Annotated in this window: 25 protein-coding genes, 1 tRNA gene and 1 riboswitch; of the genes, 22 read left to right on the top strand and 4 right to left on the bottom strand. The window is 34.7% G+C overall.

Translation table 11 applies throughout. The features are described 5' to 3' along the window. Position 1: 1 nt before the first annotated feature. The 4 genes from spoVAE (at position 2) to ACFPM4_RS04285 (ending at position 1,244) form a co-directional block, all read left to right on the top strand. Complete coding sequence (spoVAE, locus tag ACFPM4_RS04300; RefSeq protein ID WP_144922432.1) at positions 2-358, top strand: stage V sporulation protein AE; 357 nt, start codon at positions 2-4, stop codon at positions 356-358. Between the two features lie 97 nt (positions 359-455). Then, positions 456-563 (top strand): YjcZ family sporulation protein, encoded by a 108-nt coding sequence (locus tag ACFPM4_RS04295; protein WP_144922429.1) that lies wholly within the window; start codon positions 456-458, stop codon positions 561-563. A 129-nt stretch (positions 564-692) separates the two neighbouring features. Beyond that, positions 693-947: a sporulation-specific transcription regulator SpoVIF gene (gene spoVIF, locus ACFPM4_RS04290; RefSeq protein ID WP_382348020.1), complete on the top strand. Its 255-nt coding sequence runs from the start codon at positions 693-695 to the stop codon at positions 945-947. 60 nt (positions 948-1,007) lie between these two features. Further along, entirely contained in the window at positions 1,008-1,244 is a 237-nt protein-coding gene (locus ACFPM4_RS04285; protein ID WP_382348017.1) for a hypothetical protein, read from the top strand. Between the two features lie 57 nt (positions 1,245-1,301). Here ACFPM4_RS04285 and ACFPM4_RS04280 read toward each other — a convergent pair whose 3' ends face one another. The 3 genes from ACFPM4_RS04280 to ACFPM4_RS04270 form a co-directional block, all read right to left on the bottom strand. Next, positions 1,302-1,748, bottom strand: coding sequence for a GNAT family N-acetyltransferase (locus ACFPM4_RS04280; RefSeq protein WP_382348014.1), 447 nt, complete (start codon positions 1,746-1,748; stop codon positions 1,302-1,304). 7 nt (positions 1,749-1,755) lie between these two features. Further along, the gene (locus ACFPM4_RS04275) at positions 1,756-2,265 is read right to left on the bottom strand and encodes a YjcG family protein (RefSeq protein ID WP_144922415.1); all 510 of its coding nucleotides are present in this window, start codon (positions 2,263-2,265) and stop codon (positions 1,756-1,758) included. Positions 2,266-2,347: 82 nt separating this feature from the next. Further along, positions 2,348-3,067 carry an alpha/beta hydrolase gene (locus ACFPM4_RS04270; protein WP_382348010.1) on the bottom strand — a complete coding sequence of 240 codons (720 nt, stop codon included), beginning with the start codon at positions 3,065-3,067 and terminating at the stop codon, positions 2,348-2,350. A 141-nt stretch (positions 3,068-3,208) separates the two neighbouring features. On the opposite strand from ACFPM4_RS04270, the gene ACFPM4_RS04265 reads away from it, so the two are divergent. From ACFPM4_RS04265 to ACFPM4_RS04205, 13 genes are all read left to right on the top strand, one after another. Then, positions 3,209-4,201, top strand: a complete 993-nt coding sequence (locus tag ACFPM4_RS04265) for a TAXI family TRAP transporter solute-binding subunit (RefSeq protein ID WP_382348007.1) — start codon at positions 3,209-3,211, stop codon at positions 4,199-4,201. A gap of 126 nt (positions 4,202-4,327) precedes the next feature. Continuing rightward, a tRNA-Val gene (locus tag ACFPM4_RS04260) sits at positions 4,328-4,400 on the top strand. Positions 4,401-4,581: 181 nt separating this feature from the next. Next, positions 4,582-4,667, top strand: a riboswitch (ZMP/ZTP riboswitch). Between the two features lie 49 nt (positions 4,668-4,716). Further along, positions 4,717-5,556, top strand: a complete 840-nt coding sequence (locus ACFPM4_RS04255) for a bifunctional 5,10-methylenetetrahydrofolate dehydrogenase/5,10-methenyltetrahydrofolate cyclohydrolase (protein WP_382348004.1) — start codon at positions 4,717-4,719, stop codon at positions 5,554-5,556. A gap of 264 nt (positions 5,557-5,820) precedes the next feature. Further along, entirely contained in the window at positions 5,821-7,467 is a 1,647-nt protein-coding gene (locus ACFPM4_RS04250) for a catalase (protein ID WP_382348001.1), read from the top strand. Between the two features lie 575 nt (positions 7,468-8,042). Next, positions 8,043-8,870 carry an AraC family transcriptional regulator gene (locus ACFPM4_RS04245; RefSeq protein ID WP_382347998.1) on the top strand — a complete coding sequence of 276 codons (828 nt, stop codon included), beginning with the start codon at positions 8,043-8,045 and terminating at the stop codon, positions 8,868-8,870. Between the two features lie 89 nt (positions 8,871-8,959). After that, the gene (locus ACFPM4_RS04240) at positions 8,960-9,628 is read left to right on the top strand and encodes a ThuA domain-containing protein (protein ID WP_144922321.1); all 669 of its coding nucleotides are present in this window, start codon (positions 8,960-8,962) and stop codon (positions 9,626-9,628) included. 32 nt (positions 9,629-9,660) lie between these two features. Continuing rightward, positions 9,661-10,767, top strand: a complete 1,107-nt coding sequence (locus ACFPM4_RS04235) for a Gfo/Idh/MocA family protein (RefSeq protein WP_382347994.1) — start codon at positions 9,661-9,663, stop codon at positions 10,765-10,767. 35 nt (positions 10,768-10,802) lie between these two features. After that, entirely contained in the window at positions 10,803-11,978 is a 1,176-nt protein-coding gene (locus tag ACFPM4_RS04230) for a Gfo/Idh/MocA family protein (protein ID WP_222125506.1), read from the top strand. 117 nt (positions 11,979-12,095) lie between these two features. Next, positions 12,096-12,638 carry an NADPH-dependent FMN reductase gene (locus tag ACFPM4_RS04225; RefSeq protein WP_382347991.1) on the top strand — a complete coding sequence of 181 codons (543 nt, stop codon included), beginning with the start codon at positions 12,096-12,098 and terminating at the stop codon, positions 12,636-12,638. 69 nt (positions 12,639-12,707) lie between these two features. Further along, the gene (locus ACFPM4_RS04220; RefSeq protein ID WP_144922312.1) at positions 12,708-12,890 is read left to right on the top strand and encodes a hypothetical protein; all 183 of its coding nucleotides are present in this window, start codon (positions 12,708-12,710) and stop codon (positions 12,888-12,890) included. Between the two features lie 27 nt (positions 12,891-12,917). Further along, positions 12,918-13,037 carry a DUF6254 family protein gene (locus tag ACFPM4_RS04215; protein ID WP_222125505.1) on the top strand — a complete coding sequence of 40 codons (120 nt, stop codon included), beginning with the start codon at positions 12,918-12,920 and terminating at the stop codon, positions 13,035-13,037. 96 nt (positions 13,038-13,133) lie between these two features. Beyond that, entirely contained in the window at positions 13,134-14,078 is a 945-nt protein-coding gene (locus ACFPM4_RS04210) for a nucleoside hydrolase (RefSeq protein ID WP_144922309.1), read from the top strand. Positions 14,079-14,175: 97 nt separating this feature from the next. Next, a complete protein-coding gene (locus ACFPM4_RS04205) occupies positions 14,176-15,921 on the top strand; it encodes a sulfatase-like hydrolase/transferase (protein ID WP_382347986.1) in 1,746 nt (581 codons plus the stop codon). Positions 15,922-16,044: 123 nt separating this feature from the next. Here the strand turns inward: ACFPM4_RS04205 and ACFPM4_RS04200 are convergent, their stop codons facing one another. Beyond that, on the bottom strand, positions 16,045-16,734 hold the full coding sequence (locus ACFPM4_RS04200; RefSeq protein ID WP_382347983.1) for a YesL family protein: 690 nt from the start codon (positions 16,732-16,734) through the stop codon (positions 16,045-16,047). Between the two features lie 303 nt (positions 16,735-17,037). Between ACFPM4_RS04200 and ACFPM4_RS04195 the strand changes: the two genes are divergently transcribed. The 5 genes from ACFPM4_RS04195 to ACFPM4_RS04175 all read left to right on the top strand — a co-directional run bounded on the left by ACFPM4_RS04195 (position 17,038) and on the right by ACFPM4_RS04175 (position 24,297). Beyond that, positions 17,038-18,027 (top strand): LacI family DNA-binding transcriptional regulator, encoded by a 990-nt coding sequence (locus ACFPM4_RS04195; RefSeq protein WP_382347980.1) that lies wholly within the window; start codon positions 17,038-17,040, stop codon positions 18,025-18,027. A 128-nt stretch (positions 18,028-18,155) separates the two neighbouring features. Then, positions 18,156-19,019, top strand: a complete 864-nt coding sequence (locus ACFPM4_RS04190) for an ABC transporter permease (RefSeq protein WP_382348191.1) — start codon at positions 18,156-18,158, stop codon at positions 19,017-19,019. Between the two features lie 39 nt (positions 19,020-19,058). Next, the gene (locus tag ACFPM4_RS04185) at positions 19,059-19,952 is read left to right on the top strand and encodes a carbohydrate ABC transporter permease (RefSeq protein WP_382348188.1); all 894 of its coding nucleotides are present in this window, start codon (positions 19,059-19,061) and stop codon (positions 19,950-19,952) included. A gap of 119 nt (positions 19,953-20,071) precedes the next feature. Further along, positions 20,072-21,706, top strand: a complete 1,635-nt coding sequence (locus ACFPM4_RS04180) for a type 2 periplasmic-binding domain-containing protein (RefSeq protein WP_382347978.1) — start codon at positions 20,072-20,074, stop codon at positions 21,704-21,706. Positions 21,707-21,972: 266 nt separating this feature from the next. Next, positions 21,973-24,297, top strand: coding sequence for a glycoside hydrolase family 2 TIM barrel-domain containing protein (locus ACFPM4_RS04175; RefSeq protein ID WP_382347975.1), 2,325 nt, complete (start codon positions 21,973-21,975; stop codon positions 24,295-24,297). Positions 24,298-24,334: the final 37 nt, after the last annotated feature.

The following is a 24,334-nucleotide window of genomic DNA, read 5'->3' as shown; positions in this document are numbered from 1 at the left end:
TATGCTTGCAATGTTTTTTTGGTCTTTTGTCATTGGTGGATTAATTTGTGTAATTGGACAATTATTATTTGATGTAGCCAAACTAACTCCTGCACATACCTTAAGTATATTAGTTGTAAGTGGAGCGATTTTAGCCGGTTTTGGTTTATATGAACCTTTAATTGATTTTGCCGGTGCAGGAGCAACAATACCGATTACTAGCTTTGGAAATTCACTTGTAGAAGGAGCAATGAACGAAGCAGAAAAACATGGATTGGTTGGCGTTCTGACTGGTATGTTTGAGGTCACATCATCCGGTATTTCTGCAGCAATTGTATTCGGATTTATCGGGGCGTTATTATTCAAACCTAAAGGTTAATTGCTGATAAAAAATAAAAGTTAGCACATATGCCCATACAGAAAACAATCTCCTCACATAAATTATGAAAGAACCAATAAAAGTGAGGTGAAAGTGAATGTACGGATATGGCGGCTATGGTGGCGGTTATGGTTACGGAAATTCATTTGTTTTGATCGTTGTATTGTTTATTTTACTAATCATTGTTGGCGCAAGCTTTTGCTAATATGAAGACGTAGAAAGATGGAATGAATGATACTCATTTATTCCATCTTTCTTTTCTATTTTATTTCGCTTTCACTTTCTTTCAAGTTCCTTCATACAATATAAAGATTTAAGGGAGGAGCGGCGAAAAATGGAAAATCAATTCTTTAAAAACATTGAAAAAAAATCTGGTGTCAACATGAATGAGATTTTTGAATTAGCGAATTCATTACAAAATGCAAATTTTAAAGATGAAAAAACAGTTCGTATGATTATTAAGAGGGTATCAAAAATTGCGAATAAGCCAGTATCGAAAGAAATCGAAGACAAAATGGTTGAATCCATCACAAAAGACGGTAATAAGTTAGACATGGGGCAAATATCAAAAATGATGAATAAAAAATAAAAATGTTTAAGGTTAATGAAAGAGGGTAAAGTTTATAAGAATAGTGATGGGGGGATTTAGATGGGCTATATTTTACCAATAAACCAAACCCAATATCTGCAATATCGGGAAAGAATGCTGAAGACTAGAAACACTAATAAAAGTCCAGAGGTAGTTTCTATTCCACCGCTACAGTTAAAGCAAAACTTTACTCAACAATCAGCTGTTCATCAATTTTGCACATCTAATAACACAATAAAAAATACTTCCGGTGTAACAGAAGACGGCTTAGGTGAAAATATAGACATATATGTGTAAGTAATGAAAATGCCTTGTATTCACGTAGGAGTACAAGGCTAGATTTCATGAACAAAATTATACGGAAGTAGTGGGAACTGTGATCGTTTTTTTCATCGTTTTATGAGGAATTCCAGCATCCATAAATTCCTCCGAAATAACGTCGTACCCTAATTTTTCGTAAAAAGGTATTGCAGTAATTTGTGCATTTAACTTGAGGCTTGGTAATTTTAGGCTTTTAGCATAATCTTCAATTGCATTCATCATTCTCTTTCCAGCACCTGTTCCACGATATGTGGGTAACACACAGATTCTTTCTACTTTTCCGGAATGATCGAGAACACGAAATCTCCCTGCACCCACTGGAGAATTGTCTTCCTCATAAACAACAAAATGTGTAGCCTCTTGTTCATATTCATCTATTTCTAATTCAATGGGAACTTGTTGTTCCTCTACGAAAACCTTTTTTCTAATTGCAAAAGCATCCTGTAGTTGTTCTTCGTTGTTCACTTTTATTACGTTCATTATACGATTAATCCTTTCCAAGTCGGAATGTTTCATAAACGGTCCAAGAACCGTTCTCTAATTGGTAAACAAGGTGGAATCGATCTACTACTTCACTATGTTCTACTCCTAACATTCTAAGAGAACCGTAAACATCTGAATGTTCATCGTTAGATAACTTTTGTGCGATTGTCACATGCGGCACAAAAGGGTGTTTTGATTCTTCACAAGGTAATTGTTGTTGGAAGTCCTCATGTAAATTTTGGAGGACATCATTCATTTTCACTTTAAAATAAATCGTATTATTTATTGGTTGAAATGAACTTACCTTATGAACTTCTAATTGAAACGGTTCATATTTTTTTGCGATTTCTGAAATAATATTTGTTAATTTATCAGCATCTATATCTGTCTCAAATGCCTCTTGTAGTGTTAGATGTGGAGGTATTAATGCATAGTGAGGATCGTACCTTTTTCGATATGAATTAGCTAAATCTTGTAATGTTTTTGATGGAAAAACAACAATACCGTATTTCATTTCATATCCTCCTATTCCTATTTTAGTAAACCAATTCTTACTCTTATACTATAACAAATATTAGCAAAACTTTACATAGTCGTTATATGAACATTTTTTGTAGGGCTCTTTTTACATCTGGCTGCCAATATTTCCATGAGTGGCCACCATCAAACTCATCATAAAATAATTGAAATCCTTTTTCCACTAAAATTGCGTTTAGCTTGCGATTAGGTGTTAAAAAATCGCGATTATTAGAGATTTTTACTACCTTTTCATCTTTTCCGACCACATGGTATATGGAAAGGAGGGAAGGGTTTGGATGCTGTTTAGCTGCTGTTAGCACATGATCATCTACATAAGGTGAATGCATAATGACATTACCAAATATATTGGGGTATTTAACAGCAGTCATGAATGCTACAGTGCCAGCCAAGCTATCCCCCATTATATATCTATCTTTTCCTAACGCAGTGGTTGGAAATTTATTATCAATCCATGGCACAAGTTCATGAGCTAAAAATCGAATAAAAGCTTCATTTTCTTCCCCTTGAGGATGATACTTATTTCTTCGATCTTCTATCGATTTGTAATGTGTTCCAACGATAATTATATTTTTTATTTCGTTATTCTCGATTAATTCATCTGTAAAACGTGTAAGTTTTCCCATTTGTATATAATCTTTTACATCTTGGACAATCAGAACGGAATAATCAAGAAATGGTGAAAATGTAGCAGGTGTATAAACGAGTGTTATCATTTGATCATTTAATTCCCGACTGTTTAAAGTATATTCCTTGATTGTTCCTTGAACATTTCCCATTTGAAGTCCTCCATAATAGAATAGAAATTTTAATATTGGTGATAATTTTATCATAGAAATTCATGGTTTGTGAAAAAAGACAATTATCATATTCCATTATGTTTGCAATTGTTTTTTATTACATCATGAGGAGGAGTTCTTTTGAAACAAAGATTTGTTTTATTTACTGCTTTTCTATTCCTATTATCATCCATATTGATTGCCTGTGAAGGAACGAAAAAAGAAGATAAGAATACAGATAAGGCTGAAAGTGAATATGGGATTGAGTCTTTAAGGATAGCGACAGGTGGAACTGGTGGTACATATTATCCTATAGGTGGCAATCTAGCCAAATTAATAACAGATTCTACAGGTGTCGAAACAAATGCAATTACTTCTGAAGCATCTGTAGAGAACTTGAAATTACTTGAAGAAGGTGATGCTCAACTTGCATTCACACAATCGGATATTGCCAATTTTGCCATCGAGGGTACTCATATGTTTGAAGGTGATAAAGTAACTAAACTTCAAGCATTAGGTACACTTTATCCAGAAGCGATTCAAATTGTTACAACAAAAGAAGCTGAAATTCATTCTGTTGCAGATTTAAAAGGGAAGATTGTTTCGATCGGATCAGAGCAATCAGGTACAAAAACAAATGCAGAGCAGATCCTAGAGGTTTATGGAATGTCAATAGATGATGTAAATACTCGTCATTTATCATTTGACGACTCTACAACAGCTCTTCAAGATGGTACAATAGATGCTGCATTTCTTACTAGTGGGACCCCTACAGGAGCAATAGAAGGGCTTAAAGCTACAAAAGATATTGTAATTATTAATCTAGAAGATGATAAGCTAGAGCAGTTAATTAACAAATATCCATATTATCAAAAGGATACTATTCCAGCGGGTACATATGACTCGGTTGAAAACGTTCATACTGCAGCAGTACAAGCTATGTTAGTCGTTCATTCAGATATATCAGAAGCCCTAGTTTATGAGGTGACAAAGCTTTTATTTGAAAGTACTGATAAACTTGGCCATCCAAAAGGAACATTTATTACAGCAGACAAAGCTTTAGATGGAACTGCATTCGATATACATCCAGGTGCAATGAGATACTTTAAAGAAAAAGGGATTTCTACAGAATAAGAACTCCATCGAGATGGGGCATCTAGGATAAACTAGGTGCCTTTTTATGTATAATACAGTTTTGTATTGTTGACAAAAGGAGAGCCTCAGTGTATATTTAATTGTGTGAAATAAAATACATATTAAGATTCTGTAGCTCAGCTGGGAGAGCGCCACCTTGACAGGGTGGAGGTCGTTGGTTCGAACCCAATCAGAATCACTAATACAAAACTGCTGAAATTGCTTATAAACAAAGTGATTTCAGCAGTTTTTTTTTGATACAGTTTTGAGTCAAAATATTAGTACAGCTGTTTTGGGGGAATTGGGGAAACTTATTACAAAAATAATATTTTCAATTTGACAATTAATCCCTATATGTTATCTTTTATTTATATAAAGGAAGTAGACACAGTAACTGACGACATTTGTGGAAATGACCACAAGGAAGCTGTGTTTTATATATGGTCGGGTCGTCTGGGCAGAGATAAGGATATATCCTTATCTCTTTTTTTATTATATTTTAAGGAGGCGTAGTTATGGATAAAATCGTTTTGGATGGGAATGTTGTTGCCCAAGAAATAAGAGAGGGCTTGAAAACTCGTATTGAGAAATTAAAGAAAAATGGTTTAATACCATGCCTAGCTACTATATTAGTTGGTGATAATCCTGCTTCAGAGACCTATGTAAAAATGAAAGGGAATGCTTGTAAAAGATTAGGTATGAAGTCTATTCGTGTGCATTTGCCCGAAGAAACAAGTACATCGGAGTTGGTAGAAACAATAAAAGAATTAAATAATGATAACTCGGTTCATGGTATTCTCTTACAACATCCAGTACCACCACATATTGATGAACGCACTGCATTTGAAGCAATTGATATTCGAAAAGATGTAGATGGTGTAACAAGCACAGGTTACGGACAGACAGCGTTAGGATTCGGAGAATATCCATCTTGCACGCCAGCAGCAATCATGAAGATCTTAGAGCATTACCAGATCCAAATTGATGGTAAACATGCTGTAGTAGTAGGGAGAAGCCCAATCTTAGGTAAACCTGTTTCTGCTTTACTTCTTAATGCAAATGCGACTGTTACCACTTGCCATTCAAGAACCTCCAATTTACCTGAAATCTTAAAACTAGCAGACATTGTTGTTGCAGCAGTAGGAAAGCCTGAATTTATTAAAGGTAGCTGGCTAAAGGACGGTTCAATCATTTTAGATGCAGGTTATAACGAAGGGAATGTTGGTGATATTGATTATAAAACTTGTTATGAAGTTGCTAGTGCAATAACACCTGTTCCTGGTGGTGTTGGTCCAGTTACTATTGCTACTTTGTTGAAACAAACAGTAGAATCAGCAGAAAAATACTCTGTTTAAGTTAAAGAGGTTAGGACAATAACATCTGAACAATGGAAGTAAAACTATATCGCTTCGGAAATACACTACGCTTTCCGAAGTGCACAGCATATTGGGTTCGAACCCTATAAGAATCACTAATACAAAAAGCGTTGTTTCATTTGTGATGATGCAGCGCTTTTTTCCTTTTAATAGTAATCATAAGTACTAATAGAAACAGCATAAAATTTTAAATTTTATGGAAAGCTAGGTGGTGTTTATATTTAAAATTAGGAGGTTTTCTTTATGGCAAATAATGAAGAGAATCAAGATTCATTAAATCAAGACATAGATCGTGAAATACTAACAAATCGACAAGGTCATCCGGTAACAGATAATCAAAATATTCGTACGGTTGGTAATCGTGGTCCAGCTACACTTGAAAATTATCATTTCATTGAAAAAATTTCTCATTTTGATCGCGAAGAAGTACCTGAGCGTGTAGTACATGCCAGAGGTGCTGGTGCTTTTGGATATTTTGAAACATATGGAAAAGTCGGCAATGAACCGGTTGAAAAATATACTCGAGCGAAAGTATTTTCTGGTGCTGGAAAGAAAACACCAGTCTTAGTACGTTTTTCAACTGTAGCTGGGGCAAAAGATTCACCAGAAACGGCAAGAGATCCGCGTGGATTTGCAGTAAAAATGTATACAGAAGATGGGAATTGGGATTTAGTCGGAAATAATTTGAAGATATTTTTTATTCGTGATGCGATGAAGTTCCCTGATATGATACATGCATTTAAAGCTGATCCGGCATCCAATGTACCAAACCCACAAAGGATGTTTGATTTTGTTTCAAGAACACCAGAGGCTACACATATGATTACGATTTTGTTTTCTCCTTGGGGAATCCCAGCTACATATCGGCATATGCAAGGTTCTGGTGTAAATACGTACAAGTGGGTGAATGATAAGGGTGAAGCTGTTTTAGTGAAATATCATTGGGAACCTAAACAAGGTATCCGTAATTTAACACAAGAGGAAGCAGAAAAAATTCAAGCAAAGAACGTTGGTCATGCAACACAAGATTTATATGAAGCAATTGAACGTGGAGATTATCCTGAATGGGAGCTTTTTGTCCAAATTATGGAGGATGATTATCATCCAGAACTTGATTTTGATCCTCTTGACGATACGAAACTATGGCCAGAAGATAAGTTTCCTTGGCTTCCTGTAGGTCGTATGGTCCTTAATCGTAACCCTATAGACTATCATGCAGAAATAGAGCAGGCAGCCTTCGGTACAGGAGTTCTTGTAGACGGTATGGATTTCTCCGATGATAAAAAGCTTCAAGGTCGTACTTTTTCCTATTCTGATACACAACGACACCGAGTTGGAGCAAACTATTTACAATTACCGGTGAATGCTCCTAATACTCCTGTTCGTACAAATCAACGAAGAGGACAAATGGATCCAAGAGATCCAGAACAATTTAAAGATAACGCTCATATTAACTATGAGCCTTCCATGCTAGGTGGATATAAGGAAGCAAGTAAGCAGGAACGTCCTCCGCATCAGCCAACTTATAATGCTGCTGTATTGAGTGAGCCAATTGATCGACCAAATAATTATGGTCAGGCAGGAGAGACATACAGAAGCTACGATGAATGGGAACGTGATGAGTTAATTAAAAATCTTTCAGAAGCACTAGCTATATGTGACAAACGCATACAGGATGCTATGATTGAGCATTTTACACAAGCAGACGAAGATTACGGTCGCCGGGTAAAAGATGGCATTGAAAAGAAAATGCAAGAATTACAAGGAATGGAGACAAATAATGTTCCAGGAAAAGAAGCAGGGGCTTCTAAATATGGACAAGGCTCAATCGATGCCAATGCAGCAACAAAAGACGCGGTGAAAGAGAGTCACGAGGCAGATCCATATTAATTTATTCACAACTAGACAAGGCTAATGAGCCTCCTCGACGCTTAACGCCTGTCTAGCTTAGGCTCCTAGCGGCTAGCGAACGATCCAATCCTTTCCCTACGATAAGTCAACATCGGCAAGAGGAACGTCGACTAAAAGCGGCACGTCCTGTCGCTTCGCCTGCATTAGTACATCCTGTACGTCACAACGTCGACGTGACCCACATCCTGTGGGCCCTCGCCGTGTTTTCTTTATCCACAGTACAGGATTGGCTCCCGTTCGTACGCCGCTGATCAGTCGCCTTCGCTTTTCTGTCTGCGGGGTCTCATCGAGGCCTTTGTTCCCGCAGGAGTCTATATGTATTTCCTCCGCTGATAACTATAATATATTTATAATTGAAAAAGTGACCGAACTACCTTGTATTGAAATCAAGTTATAGTTCGGTTTTTATTTGCAACCATATACCTCTGTCACATCTTCTTTTTTATTGAAATATATATGTACTCAGATTTACAGAGTAGAAAAATAATCAATTATCTATATTAATTGAATGTTTGATATAATAATATATATGCATAATAAATAGGTGGTAGAGGATGAAAATAATTCATGAGCAATTATCGTTGGAACCGTTTAACCCAATTAATATTATTCAATCACGTTTTCAAGAGTTTCCGAAACACTGGCACGCAGAAATAGAGCTTATTTATGTGAAAGAGGGCACGCAGGTAGTGGAGTTGTCTGGAGCAACGTATACGTTAAAAGAAGAAGATATATTATTAATAGGTTCTGGTGAGGTACACTCTTTTCCTTTTCAATCTTCTTCAAGTAGTCTAATTATTTTTCATCTAGGCAGATCCATATTTGAACCGTATTCAGACTATATTTTTAATAGTGAGTTTCCAACTCCAATTATAGAACCAACAAACGAATTCTATCGTTTATTAGGAGAAAGTATTTTAAAAATAGTAAACCTACGTAATGAGAAGGTACTTGGAGGTGAACTATTCTTAAAAGCTGAAATTAATAAACTTGCTGGAAACATCATTAAATATGTGCCCGTTAAGCAATTAATGGATAATGAAAAAAAGAAGAGGCTGGAACAGTTAAAGTTATTAGAACGTGTTTTAATACATATTGACCAAAATTATGATCAAGAAATTACGCTTGAAGAGGCTGCGAACATATCGGGAGTAAGCATTTTTCATTTTTCCCGTCTTTTTAAAAAATTAATTGGAGTTAATTTTATTCAATTTTTAAATGAAACTAGAATCACAAAAGCAATGATATTATTGCAAAATAAAGAAGATCCTATTAGTGAAATTGCATTTAAGGTAGGATTTAATAGTATTCAAACATTTAATCGCTGGTTTATGCAGATAAATGGATTCACCCCTTCACAATATAGAGCAAAATATGAGTAGTGGAAAACAAATTGTGTGTAGTATTACTATTTTTTCATATTTATAATAATAGTTAAGTGAAAGAATATTTCATACTTAGGGGGATTTACATGAGAAAGGCATTAATTTTTCAAGGTGGATGGGACGGGCATGAGCCTGAAAAAACAGCCGATATTCTTGCTGGGATTTTAAGAGAAGAGAATTTTGAAGTAAAAATTACCGATACATTAGAAACATTAGCAACGGATGATTTGTCTTCATATGATTTAATTGTTCCTAACTGGACACAAGGACAAATAACGAATGAACAATTAACCCCATTATTGGAAGCGATTGCAGGTGGGGTTGGGTTAGCGGGACTTCATGGTGGTATGGGTGACAGCTTTAGAATGGCAGTAGATTATCAGTTTATGACTGGTGGCCAATGGGTAGCACATCCTGGGAATGACAAAATAGATTACGTAGTTAATATTTTAGATGCAGATCACCCACTAACTGCAGGAATGGAAGATTTTAATGTATGTTCAGAACAGTATTATATGCATGTTGATCCAGCAGTAAAAGTACATGCAACGACGAGATTCCCAGTTGCTGATGGACCTTATGCTTCTAATGGTGAAGTAGATATGCCTGTTGTTTGGACTAAAAGATGGGGAAAAGGAAAAGTGTATTATTGCTCATTGGGACATGTAGCAGAAATAGTGAGCATGCCCGAAGTAATGCAATTAATGAGAAATGGCATGACATGGGCTGCAAGAAATGCTAATAATGAAGAGTAAGAGATTCTAACACATGAGGGGTTATTTACTATATGAAAACAATGAAACTTGGAATAATAGGCTGCGGTAATATTAGTAGTATTTATTTTGAAAACTTGAACAAATTTACGGAAGTTGAAGTAAAGGCATGTGCTGATTTAGTGGCAGAAAAAGCCGAGGCACAAGCAAAAAGATTTAATATTCCATTTGTTTATACGGTTGATGAATTACTTAATGATCCGGAAATTGAACTAGTAATAAACTTAACCATTCCTAAGGTGCATGCTCTAGTTTGTAAGCAAATAATTGCTGCTGGTAAACACGTTTATGTAGAGAAACCTCTAGCTGCTGAACTAAAAGATGGAGAGGAAATACTTGCTCTAGCTAAAGAAAAAGGAGTAAGGGTTGGTTGTGCCCCTGATACATTCCTTGGTGCTGGTATTCAGACTTCAAAAAAGCTAATTGATGAAGGTGCAATTGGTAGACCGTTATCAGCAACTGCATTTATGATGGCACCTGGACATGAAATGTGGCATCCAGATCCTGGATTCTATTATGCACCAGGTGGTGGACCAATGTTTGATATGGGACCTTACTATTTGACTGCTTTAGTACAATTATTGGGTCCAATGAAACGAGTTACTGGTAGTGCAACGAAAGCTTATACAGAACGCACAATTACGAGTCAACCAAAATATGGTGAGAAAATTAAAGTTGAAACACCTACACATTTAACAGGAACGATTGACTTTGTTAATGGTCCAGTAGCAACAATGATTATGAGTTTTGATATTTTTACCCGAGTGGACTTTCCTAATATCGAAATCTATGGAACAGAAGGTAATTTACGTGTTCCGGATCCGAACCATTTTGGAGGGCCTGTATTGCTGCGAAAACGCGGGGAAAAAGATTGGACGGAAGTTTCAATCACACATCAGCATTCAGGCAATTCTCGAGGAATCGGTGTACTAGATATGGTACAAGCCATTCGTGAAGAAAAAGAACATCGAGCAAATGGAAATTTAGCCTTGCATGTTTTAGAGGCAATGCATGGTTTCCATGTTGCTAGCGAACAAGGTATTCACCATCAAATGCAAAATCAATGTGATTCACCAAATCCGGTACCAGAAGATGGTCTCTTCGTTTCAATCAAAAAATAAATTCAAATAATATTATTAAAAGGGAGCGGTGATGTATGGCAGATGTAAAAAAGGAACTTAGAATTGGAATGGTAGGTTATAAATTTATGGGGAAGGCACACTCACATGCTTTCCGAGATGTATCCTTTTATTTTGATCCGAAAGTAGAACCAGTTTTACAGGCTATATGTGGTCGCCAAGAAGAGGATTTGAAACAAGCAGCTGAGAAGATGGGCTGGAACAGTTATGAAACAGATTGGAGAAAATTAATTGAAAGAGACGATATCGATTTAATTGATATTGTTACTCCAAATAATAGCCATGCAGAAATTGCAATTGCTGCAGCAAAAGCCGGGAAGCATGTTTTTTGTGAAAAACCATTAGCCTTAACTTTAGAGCAATCAAAGGAAATGTTGAAGGCAGTACAGGAAAATGGTGTCATACACATGATTAATCATAACTACCGTTTTTCTCCAGCTATTCAAATGGCAAAGAAATTAATAGATGAGGGTCGCTTAGGGAAAATATATCATGTTCGTGCCCTGTATTTACAAGATTGGATAATGGATCCACAGTTTCCATTAGTATGGAGATTAAATAAAGATATTAGTGGATCAGGATCTCATGGAGACCTAGCAGCTCATTCTATCGATTTAGCACGCTTTTTAGTCGGTGAGTTCGAGGAAGTAACCGGTATTTTAGAAACATTTATTAAGGAACGACCAATAGTAGAATCAAGCTCAGGTTTGTCAGGAAGCGCGTCCACTGACAAATTTGGTAAAGTCGAAGTAGATGATGCAAGTGTATTTATCGCACGATTTGAAAATGGGGCGATTGGTACTTTTGAGGCAACTCGTTTTGCAGGTGGAAACCGTAACGGAAACCGTATCGAAATTAACGGAGAAAAAGGTTCGATTCGCTGGGATATGGAAAACATGAATAACTTAGAAGTATATTTTCATGATGATGAACCTGGTCTACAAGGCTTCAGAACGATTAATTGTACTGAAGAGCTTCATCCATATGCAGGCGCATATTGGCCAGCAGGGCATATAATTGGTTATGAACACACATTCATAAACTTAGTAACAGAACTTTTAAATGGGGTTGCAGAAGGGTATAATCCTCTTCCAAACTTTGAAGATGGTGTAAGAAACGCAGCTGTATTGGAAGCAGTAGAACAATCCTCACAAACAAAACAATGGGTACGAATCGCAGATTTACTTGAATAGAACATAGCCGTAAGCCGGTGAACCTATCCCAACAAGGAGACGGTTCAGTCAATGGTTTACGGCTTTTTTCAATTCTATGTTAAAATTTATGTAATAATAGATAAGGGTGAGAGCAGAATGAAACTAGTCGGTATATCGGGATCTCTTGCAGGTTGGAAAACATACAATGTTATTGAAGAAGTATTATCGGCTGCAAAGAAGATTGACCCTACGATCGAAACAGAATTAATTGATTTAAAGGATTATGAAATCGAATTGGTGAATGGAAGTCCATTATCATTTTATAATAAAGATACTTGGAATGTGGTTCAAAAAATAGTAAATGCTGATTTGTTAGTATTTGGTAGCCCAATTTATCAGGCATCCATTACAGGTTCTCTGAAAAATCTGTTAGATCATTTGCCTATAAATGGATTAAAATCAAAAGTAACAGGGATTGTTACGTTAGCTGGTTCAGAAAAACATTTTCTCGTAGGGGAATATCAATTAAGACCTATCCTTGCTTATTTAAAAGGAATTGTCCCTTACAGTAATGTCTTTGTAACAAATGATGCGTTTGATGACGAAAGTGAATTAGTCGATAAAAATATTATCGAAAGGCTACATAACTTAGCAAATGAGATGATTCAGTTACAACAAAATATCGATAAAACCGACTGAATATTGTATGCCAATAAGATGTATATTTCCTCCGGCAATTATCATACTACAAAAAAAGGAGGGATATACTTGGCTAAACGAACGAAGAAAAATGATGCAAAGCAGAAAAATAAAAAGGGGTTTGACTCTAGTAAAGTAGATAGTGAATTTGGGAAAGAGTTTGGAAGCGCACAAGCAAACCAAGCTCATAAAAATAAAGCAAAAAAAGAAAAGGCATCTAAAAACCAAGGTGAATGGAAAGGCATGCACTAATTATTAAGCAAAGGAGAATTTCCTTATATGAGCCATCCGAAACGAGAAGAAGAACGTCGGTTTAAAGATAGAAAACAATCTCAAAATCCTCATGGTAAAGTAAAATCATTAAAGCAGTTAGCAGATGAAGTAGATAAAGGAAAGTAACAAACAAAAGAGGCCATTGGTCTCTTTTTTAGTTTCAAGTATTTATATAGTGACAATCGCCCTTTTCACATCATATTTTGTCTAGAGGTGATTTGGGTGAAGAAAATACTTTTATTTGGTGATCCAGGAATCGATGATGCCATAGCGATTATGTATTGTTTACTACATCCTGAGCTTGATTTAGTTGGAGTAGTTACAGGATATGGAAATGTGACAGAGGAGCAGGCGAGGGATAATACCGCTTTTTTACTCTCCTTAGCTGGAAGAGAGGACATTCCAATCATTGGTGGTGCAAAGGGACCGTTTTCAGGTGAGTTTGTCACATACTATCCGGAAATACACGGTAGTGATGGATTAGGACCAATTAAGGTTCCGGAGGATATAAATCCAAAAGTATTCGGCTTTCAAAAAGCGATTGATATAATAAATGAATATAAAAATGAGCTGACAATTGTTGATACAGGTAGATCAACATCACTTGCAATGGCATTTATATTGGCAGGAGATGAAGTGGTAAACTCTGTAAATAGTATCTTCTCCATGGGGGGAGCATTTTTGTATCCCGGTAATATAACGGCTGTTGCCGAAGCTAATTATTACGGTGACCCGATTGCAAGTAATCTAGTTTTGGAAAAAGGAAGAAATGTTACCATCATTCCGTTAAATATTACAAATAAAGCAGTTGTGGACCAAGAGATGCTCCAATATATTAAGGAAAATGCAGACAATCCTTTTAAAAATATTTTAGATGCTACCCTTCGATACTATGATAAAGCATATGAAGAGTTAATACCTGGTCTAGCTGGACCACCTGTACATGATGTTCTTACTTTATACGCTGTTATTGCTCCAGAACAATTTGTTTATGTAAATCGAAGGGTTACGATAGATACTTCAGAACAATCTAGAGGCAGAACGATTGCTGACTTTCGAGCGAATCCAGATGAAGAGCCTGCTGAAACAATTGATAAAATAGCTTTTGATTTCAACTATAACGAATTTAAAGCTGACTTTCTAAAAACAATGATAAGAGCAATATGAGGAAGGTTTTTCATAATATTTTAATATCATCCAAACCATTTTCTCTATACCATCATATGTTAATAAAAGGAATTTCATATGAAGGTAGTGATGATTGTTGTCCAAAAAGAAGAAAAAGCAAAGACCTAATATTCTTTTTTTGATGGTAGATGAAGAACGTTTTCCAACTGTTTATGATAATAGTGAACTTAAAGCATGGTGTAAAGAAAATTTAAGGACACATGAACTATTACGGGATAATGGTATCGAGTTTATGAATCATTATATTGGTAGTGTTGCATGTGCTCCTAGTCGAGCTACATTATTTACAGGGCAATATCCTTCCTTACATGGTGTTACCCAAACGACAGGAATTGCAAAAGGGGGATATGATCCCGATGTGTTTTGGCTAGATCCAAACACAGTTCCAACTCTAGGTGATTATTTTCGTGCAGCAGGTTATCGAACTTTTTGGAAAGGGAAGTGGCATATTTCTGAAGCAGATATTCTGCAACCTGGTAGCCATAATGGATTAACGAGCTATGATCAACATACCGGTATACCAAATCAGGAAAAAGAACAATATTATGTAAATGCTAATCGATTAGATGATTATGGGTTTGATGGCTGGGTAGGACCTGAACCACATGGTAGTGATCCAAGAAATTCAGGTTCATCAGCTGCACATGGTGTCAGTGGAAGGGATGTAATATATTCAAAGCAAGTTGTCGAATTAATTGATTCACTCGAAGAAGATGAAAATGATTCACCTTGGTTAATCGTATCATCCTTTGTGAATCCACATGATATTACGCTTTATGGACTTCTCTCACGTATTGATCCACGCTTTGAATTTAATGTGAGTGAAAATATGCCTGCTATTCCCGCAGCTCCAACAGCAAACGAGTCATTATTAACCAAGCCAGTAGCACAACAAAGTTATAAAGAAGTGTACCAACAGGCATTTCAACCAACTAAAGACAGTGAATTTTTGCGACAGCTCTATTTCTCATTACAGAAACAAGTAGATGACGAAATGTATAAAATTGTAGATACATTAAAACAATCAAAGTTCTATGATAATACCATCATTATTTTTACTAGTGATCACGGTGATTTACTTGGTGCCCATGGAGGACTATTCCAAAAGTGGTATAACACGTATGAAGAAACAACCCATGTTCCTTTCATCATCCATAGTCCGGAGTTATTCTCAGGGAGGAATACATTTGAACCCTTAACAAGTCATGTGGATGTTATTCCTACTTTACTCGGGCTTGCCAATATTGAAGTGGAGGAAGTAAAGAAAATATTAAGTAAAGACCATACAGAGGTTCGTCCGTTTGTAGGGAGAAATTTAGCTTCCGTAATAAAAAATGAGAGTGATTGTTCTAGTATTCATGAACCAGTTTATTTTATGACAGACGATGACGTAACAAGAGGTTTAAATCAAGTAAGTTTAATCGGTCAACCATATGAGTCCGTCGAGCAGCCCAATCATATTGAAGCAGTAATTGCAAAGTTAAAGACACCAGGAAATGAAGTAGAAGAAATCTGGAAATTTTCTCGTTACTTTGATAATCCACAGTTTTGGAGTAATCCAGGTGTTGAAGATGTTCAAGTTAGAACGAAAGACGGAGTTCCTATCACAGATGATACAGAAGCTTCTATCTCTGTAACGAAAATAAAAACAACGCCAGTAGAAGATGAATTCGAATTATATAACATTACTCGAGATCCATTAGAAGAAATAAATTTAGCTCATCCAACAAATGCCACAGTCGAAGCGAAAGTAATTCAGAAAATATTAGAGCAAATGCTAAACCAGCAACGGGAACAGAAAAGACTAAATCCAAATGTTTAAATTAATCCAAATTGAAATATTGTAAAAAAAGAAGTGAGAGAAACTTACATTTTCTTCTCGACTTCTTTTTTGCTATGGAATCAATATTAATTTTCAAATAGAATATAGTTTCTTAGCAAAACTTTAAGAATCTTCATGAACCTGCTCCTGCTCTACTCCCTTGTAGTATAAATAAAAACTAAGAAAAGCAATTAGTGATCCTAACCCTAGTAAAATAAGAGGAGAAAAAAGATTAAAACTCACATATACAAGTATGATGAATCCTAAAGTTATCCCTATCGTTTGTAACGGTTTTCCAACCGATAATAAAAATGAATTTTTTAACACATATAGAAAACTCAAATGATAGTGAACTAGATTGCAAAAAAAGTTTGTTGTAAAGACTAACATAAACATGCTTACAAGTAAAAATACATATAATAAAGGTGAGTTTAGTGTTGAAAAATAATAATAATCAAAAAGTAAGATGCCCCAAAGAGGTACAAAAATCATACCTCCGAACATGCTCTTTTTATAGTTTTCTTTGTAAAATTTTATAAAAGACTTTATTAATGATATATCTAACTCTCCAATTATCCACTTCCTTACTACCGCAAAAAGTGCCGTAGTGGATGGAAAGAATAAGAATGGTGAAAGCAGAGCAATGATTACAAAATTCACAATTAATTGTTCAGGTGTATTAATGACAATACTGTTAAACGCTAAGTAAGCGATAGGTAAATTAAAGAGTATCCATAGAATATTAGATAATGTGAATCTAACAATCCATTCACTAACTATGTATAATCTTCCTATTAATGTGCTTGATTCCATTCGTACTCCTCCTATATGGATTGTTCTTTAATAAATAATAGCATAACAGAAAGTAAGATTAATAAAATTTTTTAGAAAATAATTAATTTTTATATTGATTCAATGATTTAATTGTGATAATCTTGTGACATAAATTAAAACGTTTTTATGAAATAATAGCCAAAAATCATTAAAAAGGCTCTTTTTCTCAAGAAATAATTGAAGAAATAAAATAAATACGTTTTTATTATGCTAAAAAATAAAAACGTTTTAATAATGTAGAAAGGTAGGGGAGATCCAATATCTAAGGTAACCATCCGAGATGTGGCAAGAGAAGCAGGGGTATCGATTTCAACAGTATCAAACGCCTTAAATGGTATAGATGTACTTCATCCAAATACTCGAGAGCATGTATTAAAAGTTGCAAAACGGTTGAATTATATTCCTAATTTAAACGGAAAGAATCTTAAATCTAATGCTACTAAAGTGTTAGGGCTTTTTATCACGAGTATGCAAGGACCTTACTATGGGATTCTTGCAGATGCCATTTATAAAGAATGTGAAAAATTAGGTTATGAATTAAATATATTTCTTACTAAAAACGAATTTACTGCATTAGCTAATATTTTTGGTAAAAGGATTGACGGTGCAATAATATCAAATGAATACATTAGAGAAGAGCATGTAGAAAAAATAGAACAAGCCAATATCCCTACTGTATTTTTAGATAGGGAATTCGTAGGGAGAACTATTTCAAGTATTGTATTTGATTCATATAAAGGGGGGCAGGATGTTGCTCGTTACCTTTTAAATTTAGGTCACCGCAAAATATGCTATATTCGGGGATATGAAAATCTATATGACGATGTACAAAGATTTAAGGGATTTATAGATACTATTGATAAGTCAGGTATATTATTTTCTCATGATGACTTATTAGTTGGTTATTTTGAAGAAGAAGCTAGTTATGCCGCTGTAAAAGCATACGTGAAAAGTGGAAAGGCACTGCCAGATGCATTTTTAGCAGCGAATGATTTAAGTGCCATCGGATGCATGAAGGCATTAAAATCAGAGGGAATAATTGTGCCTGATGATGTAAGTGTAATCGGTTTTGATAATATTGATTTAAGTGAATATGTATCGCCGTTACTGACAACTGTAAACAATCCAATTGCAAGGCAAGGTATATTAGCAGTTGATAGTTTAATAGAAATTATTCAAGGCAAAAAAAGTCATGGAATATTAGAAAAACTAGAAGGTAACTTAGTTGTAAGAAATTCTTGTACTTTAAATAAAAACGTTTTAATCGAGTAATTTGACTCGATTAATATTTTAAAACAGTTTGTAAGCGCTTAAAATTATTGTCCTGCTACAAAAAGGAGCGAATAATATTGAAATCAAAAAGGTTTATAAAAGAATTTAAGTCGCAATTACCACTACAAATGATGGTTTTTCCTGGAATAATATTTATGATTATATTTTGTTATATTCCTATTTATGGTCTTGTTATTGCATTTAAAAGTTATTCCGTTGTAGATACCATCTCATCAGCACCATGGGTTGGATTTGAAAACTTTAGGATTGCTTTTGCTGATAAGTTTTTTTGGGAATCTGTTGTTAATACGTTAGCGATTAGTTTCTTAAAACTCTTAATTGGATTTACTTCCCCTATCATATTAGCGATTATGATTTTTGAATTGAAAAATGGATGGTTCAAAAAAATGGTTCAGACGATTTCTTATTTACCACATTTTCTATCATGGATAGTTGTGGGTGGTATGCTATTAAGTTGGCTATCTACTTCAGGTATAATTAATACCTTTTTAGTAAATATCGGAATTTTAGATAACCCACGGAATTTTATGATTGAGCCTGAAAGTTATTGGATGATTGCAGTACTCTCTGATGTGTGGAAGGGAGTTGGATGGGGGACAATTATTTATTTAGCTACAATGGCGGGAATAGATCCTACATACTATGAAGCTGCAAAGATTGATGGAGCTTCAAAAATGCAACAAATTTTCCGTATTACCTTGCCTTTAATGAAATTTATTATAGCGCTGATGTTCATATTAGCAGTTGGAGGTATTTTAGGTTCTAACTTGGATCAAACATTAGTATTAATTAACCCACTAAATGCATCACATGCGGAAGTTATTAATTCTTATGTTTATAAAGTCGGGTTAGCTCAGGGAGATTTCTCATATGCAACAACAGTAGGTTTAGCAGTTTCAATTGTTTCATTGATTTTGGTTTTAATCACAAATAAATTCACTAAAAAAGTCAATGATAAATCTGTTTTCTAGGAGGATATTATGACAGTCGCTACTGATAAAAAATTAATGGTGAATGTAAAGGTTAAAAGAAACGACAAAATAAAGGAAAACAGAATTTTTAATATAACTAATATCATATTTTTAAGCTTATTTACTTTCATTATTATATATCCAATTTGGAATATAGTCGTTAAATCATTTAGCAGTCCCGATACAATCGCTAATGTAGGTATAAGTATATGGCCAAAGGACTTTTCATTAGTTAACTACCAATTAGTATTTAATGATCCTACGATTTGGAACGCCTTTGTTATTTCTATTCTAAAAACCGTTATAGGTGTCGTAACACACGTATTATTTACTTCGATGGTAGCATACGGAATGAGTAAAAAGTATTTACTTGGGAGGAATATATATACTGCACTAGGAATTGGAACAATGTTTTTTAGTGGTGGAATGATTCCAACATATTTATTAATGAGATCGCTAGGTTTGCTAGACAGTTTCTGGGTGTATATTATACCATCACTTTTTAGTTATTATGATTTGTTAATTTTAATGAATTTCTTCCGGGAAATACCTGAGTCGCTTGAAGAGTCTGCAAAGATGGATGGTGCAGGTGTTTGGACTATTTTTACTAGAATAATTCTTCCGCTATCTACACCAGTTCTAGCAACAATTGCATTGTTTAACGGGGTATTTCAGTGGAACGATTATATGACTGCTAAGATCTATATTAGTAATGAGGCGTTATATCCAATCCAAATGAAATTATATGAAATTATCGTTCAAACACAGGCAGCCGCTAATATGCAGACGGCAACATCTGTAGTAATCCCTACAACTTCAGAATCTATTCAGTTAGCAACTATTGTTATTGCAACAGTACCAATCGTTTTAGTTTACCCGTTCCTACAAAAGTATTTTATTTCTGGGATGATGATTGGTGCAGTGAAAGAATAGTACTAAAGATATTTATTATTAACAACGAGTTTGGGGGTGAATAAAAACGTTTTAATTTTCATTTGTAAAAGACTGATGAATATTCATTGATCTGTCAATAATTAAGAGGGGGAAAGGTAATGAAGAAAAATAATAATCGTATATACTCTACTAGCTTTTTAATATTGGTATCTATCATTCTTATTTTAGCAGGATGTAATAAGGAATCATCTAATGCAGGAAAGGGTTTAGATGAAGAAGTCCGATATGAAATTGATGAAAACACTCCAGCTTGGAAGTTAGATGAGAAGGAAAATGTGGAACTAACTTGGTATGTTAATGCGGATTGGTTTAATACTGATTACGGCAATGACACAATAACTAAGAAATTAAAAGAGGATCTTAATTTGAATATCAAGTTTTTAACTGGTGATGATGCAAAGTTAAATACGTACTTTGCAGGTAAGGACTTACCAGATATTATTACAATCTTTGGTGGTACTTCGTCGACGGCACAAAGAGCAGCTTCATGGGCGCTTCCTTTGAATAAGCTAGCAGAAAAATACGATCCATACTTTTTTAAAGTTGCTCAGCAACAAACGTTAGATTGGTATAAATTAGACGATGGAAATACTTACGGATATCCTAGTTATTCTAATACAAAAGAACACTATGATAGTGGGATGATACCAGGTCAAGATGCATTTGTGATTAGAGAAGACATTTATGAAGCGATAGGAAAACCTAGTATGTCAACTCCGGCTGAATTTCTGGATGCAATGGAAAAAATTAAAAAACAATTTCCTGATGTAACTCCTTTTGGTTTTAGAGGATTTTCCGCTGAGGGAGATACAGGTTCATTAGGATCATCTTTTCAAAATCATATTGGAGTACCTATTACGACATCTGATGGTAAATGGTTAAATCGTAATCTTGACGAAGATTATTTGACATGGATCAAAACATTTAATGAGTCATATAAAAAGGGGTATATTAGCGAAGATATCTTCTCAGATGACAACACAATTTTCGAAGAAAAGGTTGCAGCTGGAAAATATGCAACAATGCATATTAGTGGAGCTGCACAATTATCTGGAGCATTACAAAAGAATTTAGCAGCAGATCCAAAGCGGAAATATATCGCTATAGATGGTCCAAAAAGCACAGTTGGAAATGAACCGACTCTAAGTCAATCAGGAATTTCAGGTTGGTCCGTCACTTATATCACGAAGAATGCAAAAGATCCTCAAAAAGCTATACAATTATTCACTTATCTTTTAAGTGATGAAGGACAGTATTTAACTACATTTGGTGTAGAGGGAGAGACATTTGAATTTAATAAAGATGGGAAGGCAGAGCTTAAACCAGATGTGGTGAAACTACAGACTGATAATCCAGATGAATTTAAGAAAAAATATCGATTAGGTGAATTTTGGTTCTTTGGACATGACACATTTTCAGCAAAAAATGGTGTAAAAAAACCTATAGAATCTATTGAACAAATACATGAATGGGCAAATGGAAAGTTAAAACCACAATTTCTTATAGAAAATATTGACCCTGATCAAGGTACTCCAGAAGCTCGTAGCTTAACAAATATCAATTCAAGATGGGCTACAACACTAGCTACATTATTAAGAGTAGAAAATGAAGGTCAATTTAATGATACCTTGAAAGAGTACGAAAAGTTCCTAGAAGATAATAATTTCGATGCAATAGTTAAAGTTAGAAATGAAAAAATAAAAGAAAATATTGAAAAACTAGGTCTCAACTAAATACTATCACTAAGGATCAAGGTATTAAGCCTTGATCCTCCTTTATAAACAAGGCTCTGTTAAAGTTCATTGTTGTTAACAACTTAGTTGATTGTAGTGGATGTACACGAGACTCCTGCGGGAACAGCACTAGCCGAAGATCCACTTGGCAAAGCGGGTTTTCTTTGCCAAGTTAGTTGAGGCCGTGCCCGCGGAAAGCGAGTGTACAGAAGCGAAAATCAACAACAGAGTTTAACAGAGCTATAAACAAATGAAGAGGTGCAAGGATGAAACCACAAAACATAGGAAGTTTGCAAGCCACACTTGAACTTAAAAAGATTAATAATAAAGTAGTACCATTTCAGAATGGGATTCCATACCCATCATTCGAACCACAAAATAGGCTAATCAAATCATTAGCTGGAAAGTGGAAAAAGCTTCGATTCAATGCTGATCATGATTGGTCCATGATGTTAAGGAATCAAGAATGGGTTGATAAGACCGAAAAACAATCTAGTGGAGTTATATCAACTTCCTATGATGACAGTGAGTGGAGTAGCCATTTAATTCCTCTACCAGAAAATAAACTTACAGGAAAAGAAGAAGTAAATGGTGCTGAAACATATGAAAATGGAGTTTGGTATCGAAAATCTTTTGTATTAAATGATAGTTGGGATGAAAAAATTATTACATTAAAATGCCTAGCTTTATCGTATATTGGTGATTTTTGGATAAACGATAAATACGTAGGATACCACGAAGGAGGATATACCCCTTTTTCATTTGATATAACCAAATTTGTTCGTAAAGGCGAGAATAAAATAGTAGTTCGAGTCGATAATCCTCCATGGACAACAAGAGTTGATACAATTCCAGCACAAAACAATGACTTTTTTAACTATACAGGGATTATTCATGATATTTATCTTGAGGCTACGGAAGGAGTACATGTTGTAAGGACTGATATTACACCAAAAAATATTAACGGCGATATTGACGTATCTGTAGTTATAGAGAATCGGACTAAACAATTTAGTTCTGTTACCTTAACAGGTGCAATTTTTGATACAGACGAAACCGGAGAAGCTTGGTTATCAAGTCCGCTCGCAGAAACAATTTGTAATAATGAAATTCCTATTAATGGTCTAAATGAAAAAACTATTACATTATCGCCAATGGAAACTCAGGTTGTAAATTATCAACTAACAATTCCGAATCCAAAGCTATGGAGTATTAGAAAACCAAATTTATATGTATTTAAAATATCATTGCGTAATAAGGATCGTGAAATCGATAAACATTATACGCAGTTTGGGATTCGAACAATTAAAACAAATGAAACTAAAATATGTTTGAATGAACAACCTATCTTTTTAGCTGGAGTAGCACGTCATGAAGAATGGCCGCAATTCGGAAGAACGGCATCATGGGAACGAATTATCGGAGACTTTTTAAAAATAAAAGATCTCTCTGTTAACATGGTAAGAACCGCTCACTACCCTAATCATATTTATACTTTTTTAGTACTTGATCGTCTTGGTATAACAGCGATGAGTGAAATTCCTTTATGGCAATTTGAAAAAATACATTACGAAGTACAAGAAGAAAGACAAATATCCTATCAAATGTTTAGGGAAATGGTATTTTCAAACTTTAATAGACCATCCATTATTATGTGGAGCACACAAAATGAATCTAAAGAAGTAAGACTGCGGAAAATTTATAACCAAAATCTAGCGGATGAAATTCGAACGTTATATAAAGATGGAAGATTGATTACACAGAGTGCAGCTGCTGATCAGCCAGGGTTTGAAGATGAATCAATGGAACCACTAGATGTTCTAGGTTGGACAATGTACTTTGGAATTTTTCATGGAAGTACACCATACGAAGGCACAAGAAATTTCATAGAAAAGGCACATCAAAAATGGCCAAATAAGCCTATTATCAATACGGAGTATGGAATATGGAGTAATGCTGATAATAGCTTTTTAGATAAACAAGTTGAAATTTATCGTGATGTACAACTTGCTTTACTAGAAAAAGCAACAGTTTCACCACAAGGTATCGTAAATGATCATGGTTACATTGCAGGAATGGACTATTGGACTGCATTTGATTGGTTTGTTAATCATAATCAATTTTATCAAACAATGGGAATGTTGAGGATGGATAGGAAAACAACTAAACCATTGTATCAATATTTTGTGAATGATCATCAGCGATTAACCGCTGAGAATAAAGGGTTCGGTATCATACAAAAGTATGAAAATATGGAGAAATTGAAAATTAAAGAAAAACAAATTAGTAAGGGCAGTGTGAAATTTTCATTTGAACATTCCGTTGATCTAACTAAATTTAACTATTTGAAAATATCGGTGTTTGATGCAGAGAGTAGGGACAGTCTCTCAGTAAAAATAAAAAATGAGCAAAATAAAGAAGTAACATATAAAACATATCATATTGTTGAGAATATTGTATTTGAAGTATTTGTTCCATTATGGACACTCGATGCAAAAATAATAGCTAATACAAATCAAATTACTATAGCTTATGAAAGTAACAGAAAAATAGAAATTAGAGATATTGACTGTACAATGGCTGGAACTTAAAGGGAATGGATGATTTTTCGTATAAAAAAATGAAAAA

The organism is Lederbergia graminis (assembly GCF_042655485.1).
Classification (GTDB): domain Bacteria; phylum Bacillota; class Bacilli; order Bacillales; family Bacillaceae_C; genus Lederbergia; species Lederbergia graminis.
This window is presented reverse-complemented; position numbering and strand designations above follow the sequence as displayed.

Coding starts and splice junctions, on each gene's coding strand:
- spoVAE (WP_144922432.1), top strand. CDS start 2: ATGCTTGCAATGTTTTTTTGGTCTTTTGTCATTGGTGGATTAATTTGT.
- ACFPM4_RS04295 (WP_144922429.1), top strand. CDS start 456: ATGTACGGATATGGCGGCTATGGTGGCGGTTATGGTTACGGAAATTCA.
- spoVIF (WP_382348020.1), top strand. CDS start 693: ATGGAAAATCAATTCTTTAAAAACATTGAAAAAAAATCTGGTGTCAAC.
- ACFPM4_RS04285 (WP_382348017.1), top strand. CDS start 1,008: ATGGGCTATATTTTACCAATAAACCAAACCCAATATCTGCAATATCGG.
- ACFPM4_RS04280 (WP_382348014.1), bottom strand. CDS start 1,748: ATGAACGTAATAAAAGTGAACAACGAAGAACAACTACAGGATGCTTTT.
- ACFPM4_RS04275 (WP_144922415.1), bottom strand. CDS start 2,265: ATGAAATACGGTATTGTTGTTTTTCCATCAAAAACATTACAAGATTTA.
- ACFPM4_RS04270 (WP_382348010.1), bottom strand. CDS start 3,067: ATGGGAAATGTTCAAGGAACAATCAAGGAATATACTTTAAACAGTCGG.
- ACFPM4_RS04255 (WP_382348004.1), top strand. CDS start 4,717: ATGGATAAAATCGTTTTGGATGGGAATGTTGTTGCCCAAGAAATAAGA.
- ACFPM4_RS04250 (WP_382348001.1), top strand. CDS start 5,821: ATGGCAAATAATGAAGAGAATCAAGATTCATTAAATCAAGACATAGAT.
- ACFPM4_RS04245 (WP_382347998.1), top strand. CDS start 8,043: ATGAAAATAATTCATGAGCAATTATCGTTGGAACCGTTTAACCCAATT.
- ACFPM4_RS04240 (WP_144922321.1), top strand. CDS start 8,960: ATGAGAAAGGCATTAATTTTTCAAGGTGGATGGGACGGGCATGAGCCT.
- ACFPM4_RS04235 (WP_382347994.1), top strand. CDS start 9,661: ATGAAAACAATGAAACTTGGAATAATAGGCTGCGGTAATATTAGTAGT.
- ACFPM4_RS04230 (WP_222125506.1), top strand. CDS start 10,803: ATGGCAGATGTAAAAAAGGAACTTAGAATTGGAATGGTAGGTTATAAA.
- ACFPM4_RS04225 (WP_382347991.1), top strand. CDS start 12,096: ATGAAACTAGTCGGTATATCGGGATCTCTTGCAGGTTGGAAAACATAC.
- ACFPM4_RS04215 (WP_222125505.1), top strand. CDS start 12,918: ATGAGCCATCCGAAACGAGAAGAAGAACGTCGGTTTAAAGATAGAAAA.
- ACFPM4_RS04200 (WP_382347983.1), bottom strand. CDS start 16,734: ATGGAATCAAGCACATTAATAGGAAGATTATACATAGTTAGTGAATGG.
- ACFPM4_RS04190 (WP_382348191.1), top strand. CDS start 18,156: ATGATGGTTTTTCCTGGAATAATATTTATGATTATATTTTGTTATATT.
- ACFPM4_RS04180 (WP_382347978.1), top strand. CDS start 20,072: ATGAAGAAAAATAATAATCGTATATACTCTACTAGCTTTTTAATATTG.
- ACFPM4_RS04175 (WP_382347975.1), top strand. CDS start 21,973: ATGAAACCACAAAACATAGGAAGTTTGCAAGCCACACTTGAACTTAAA.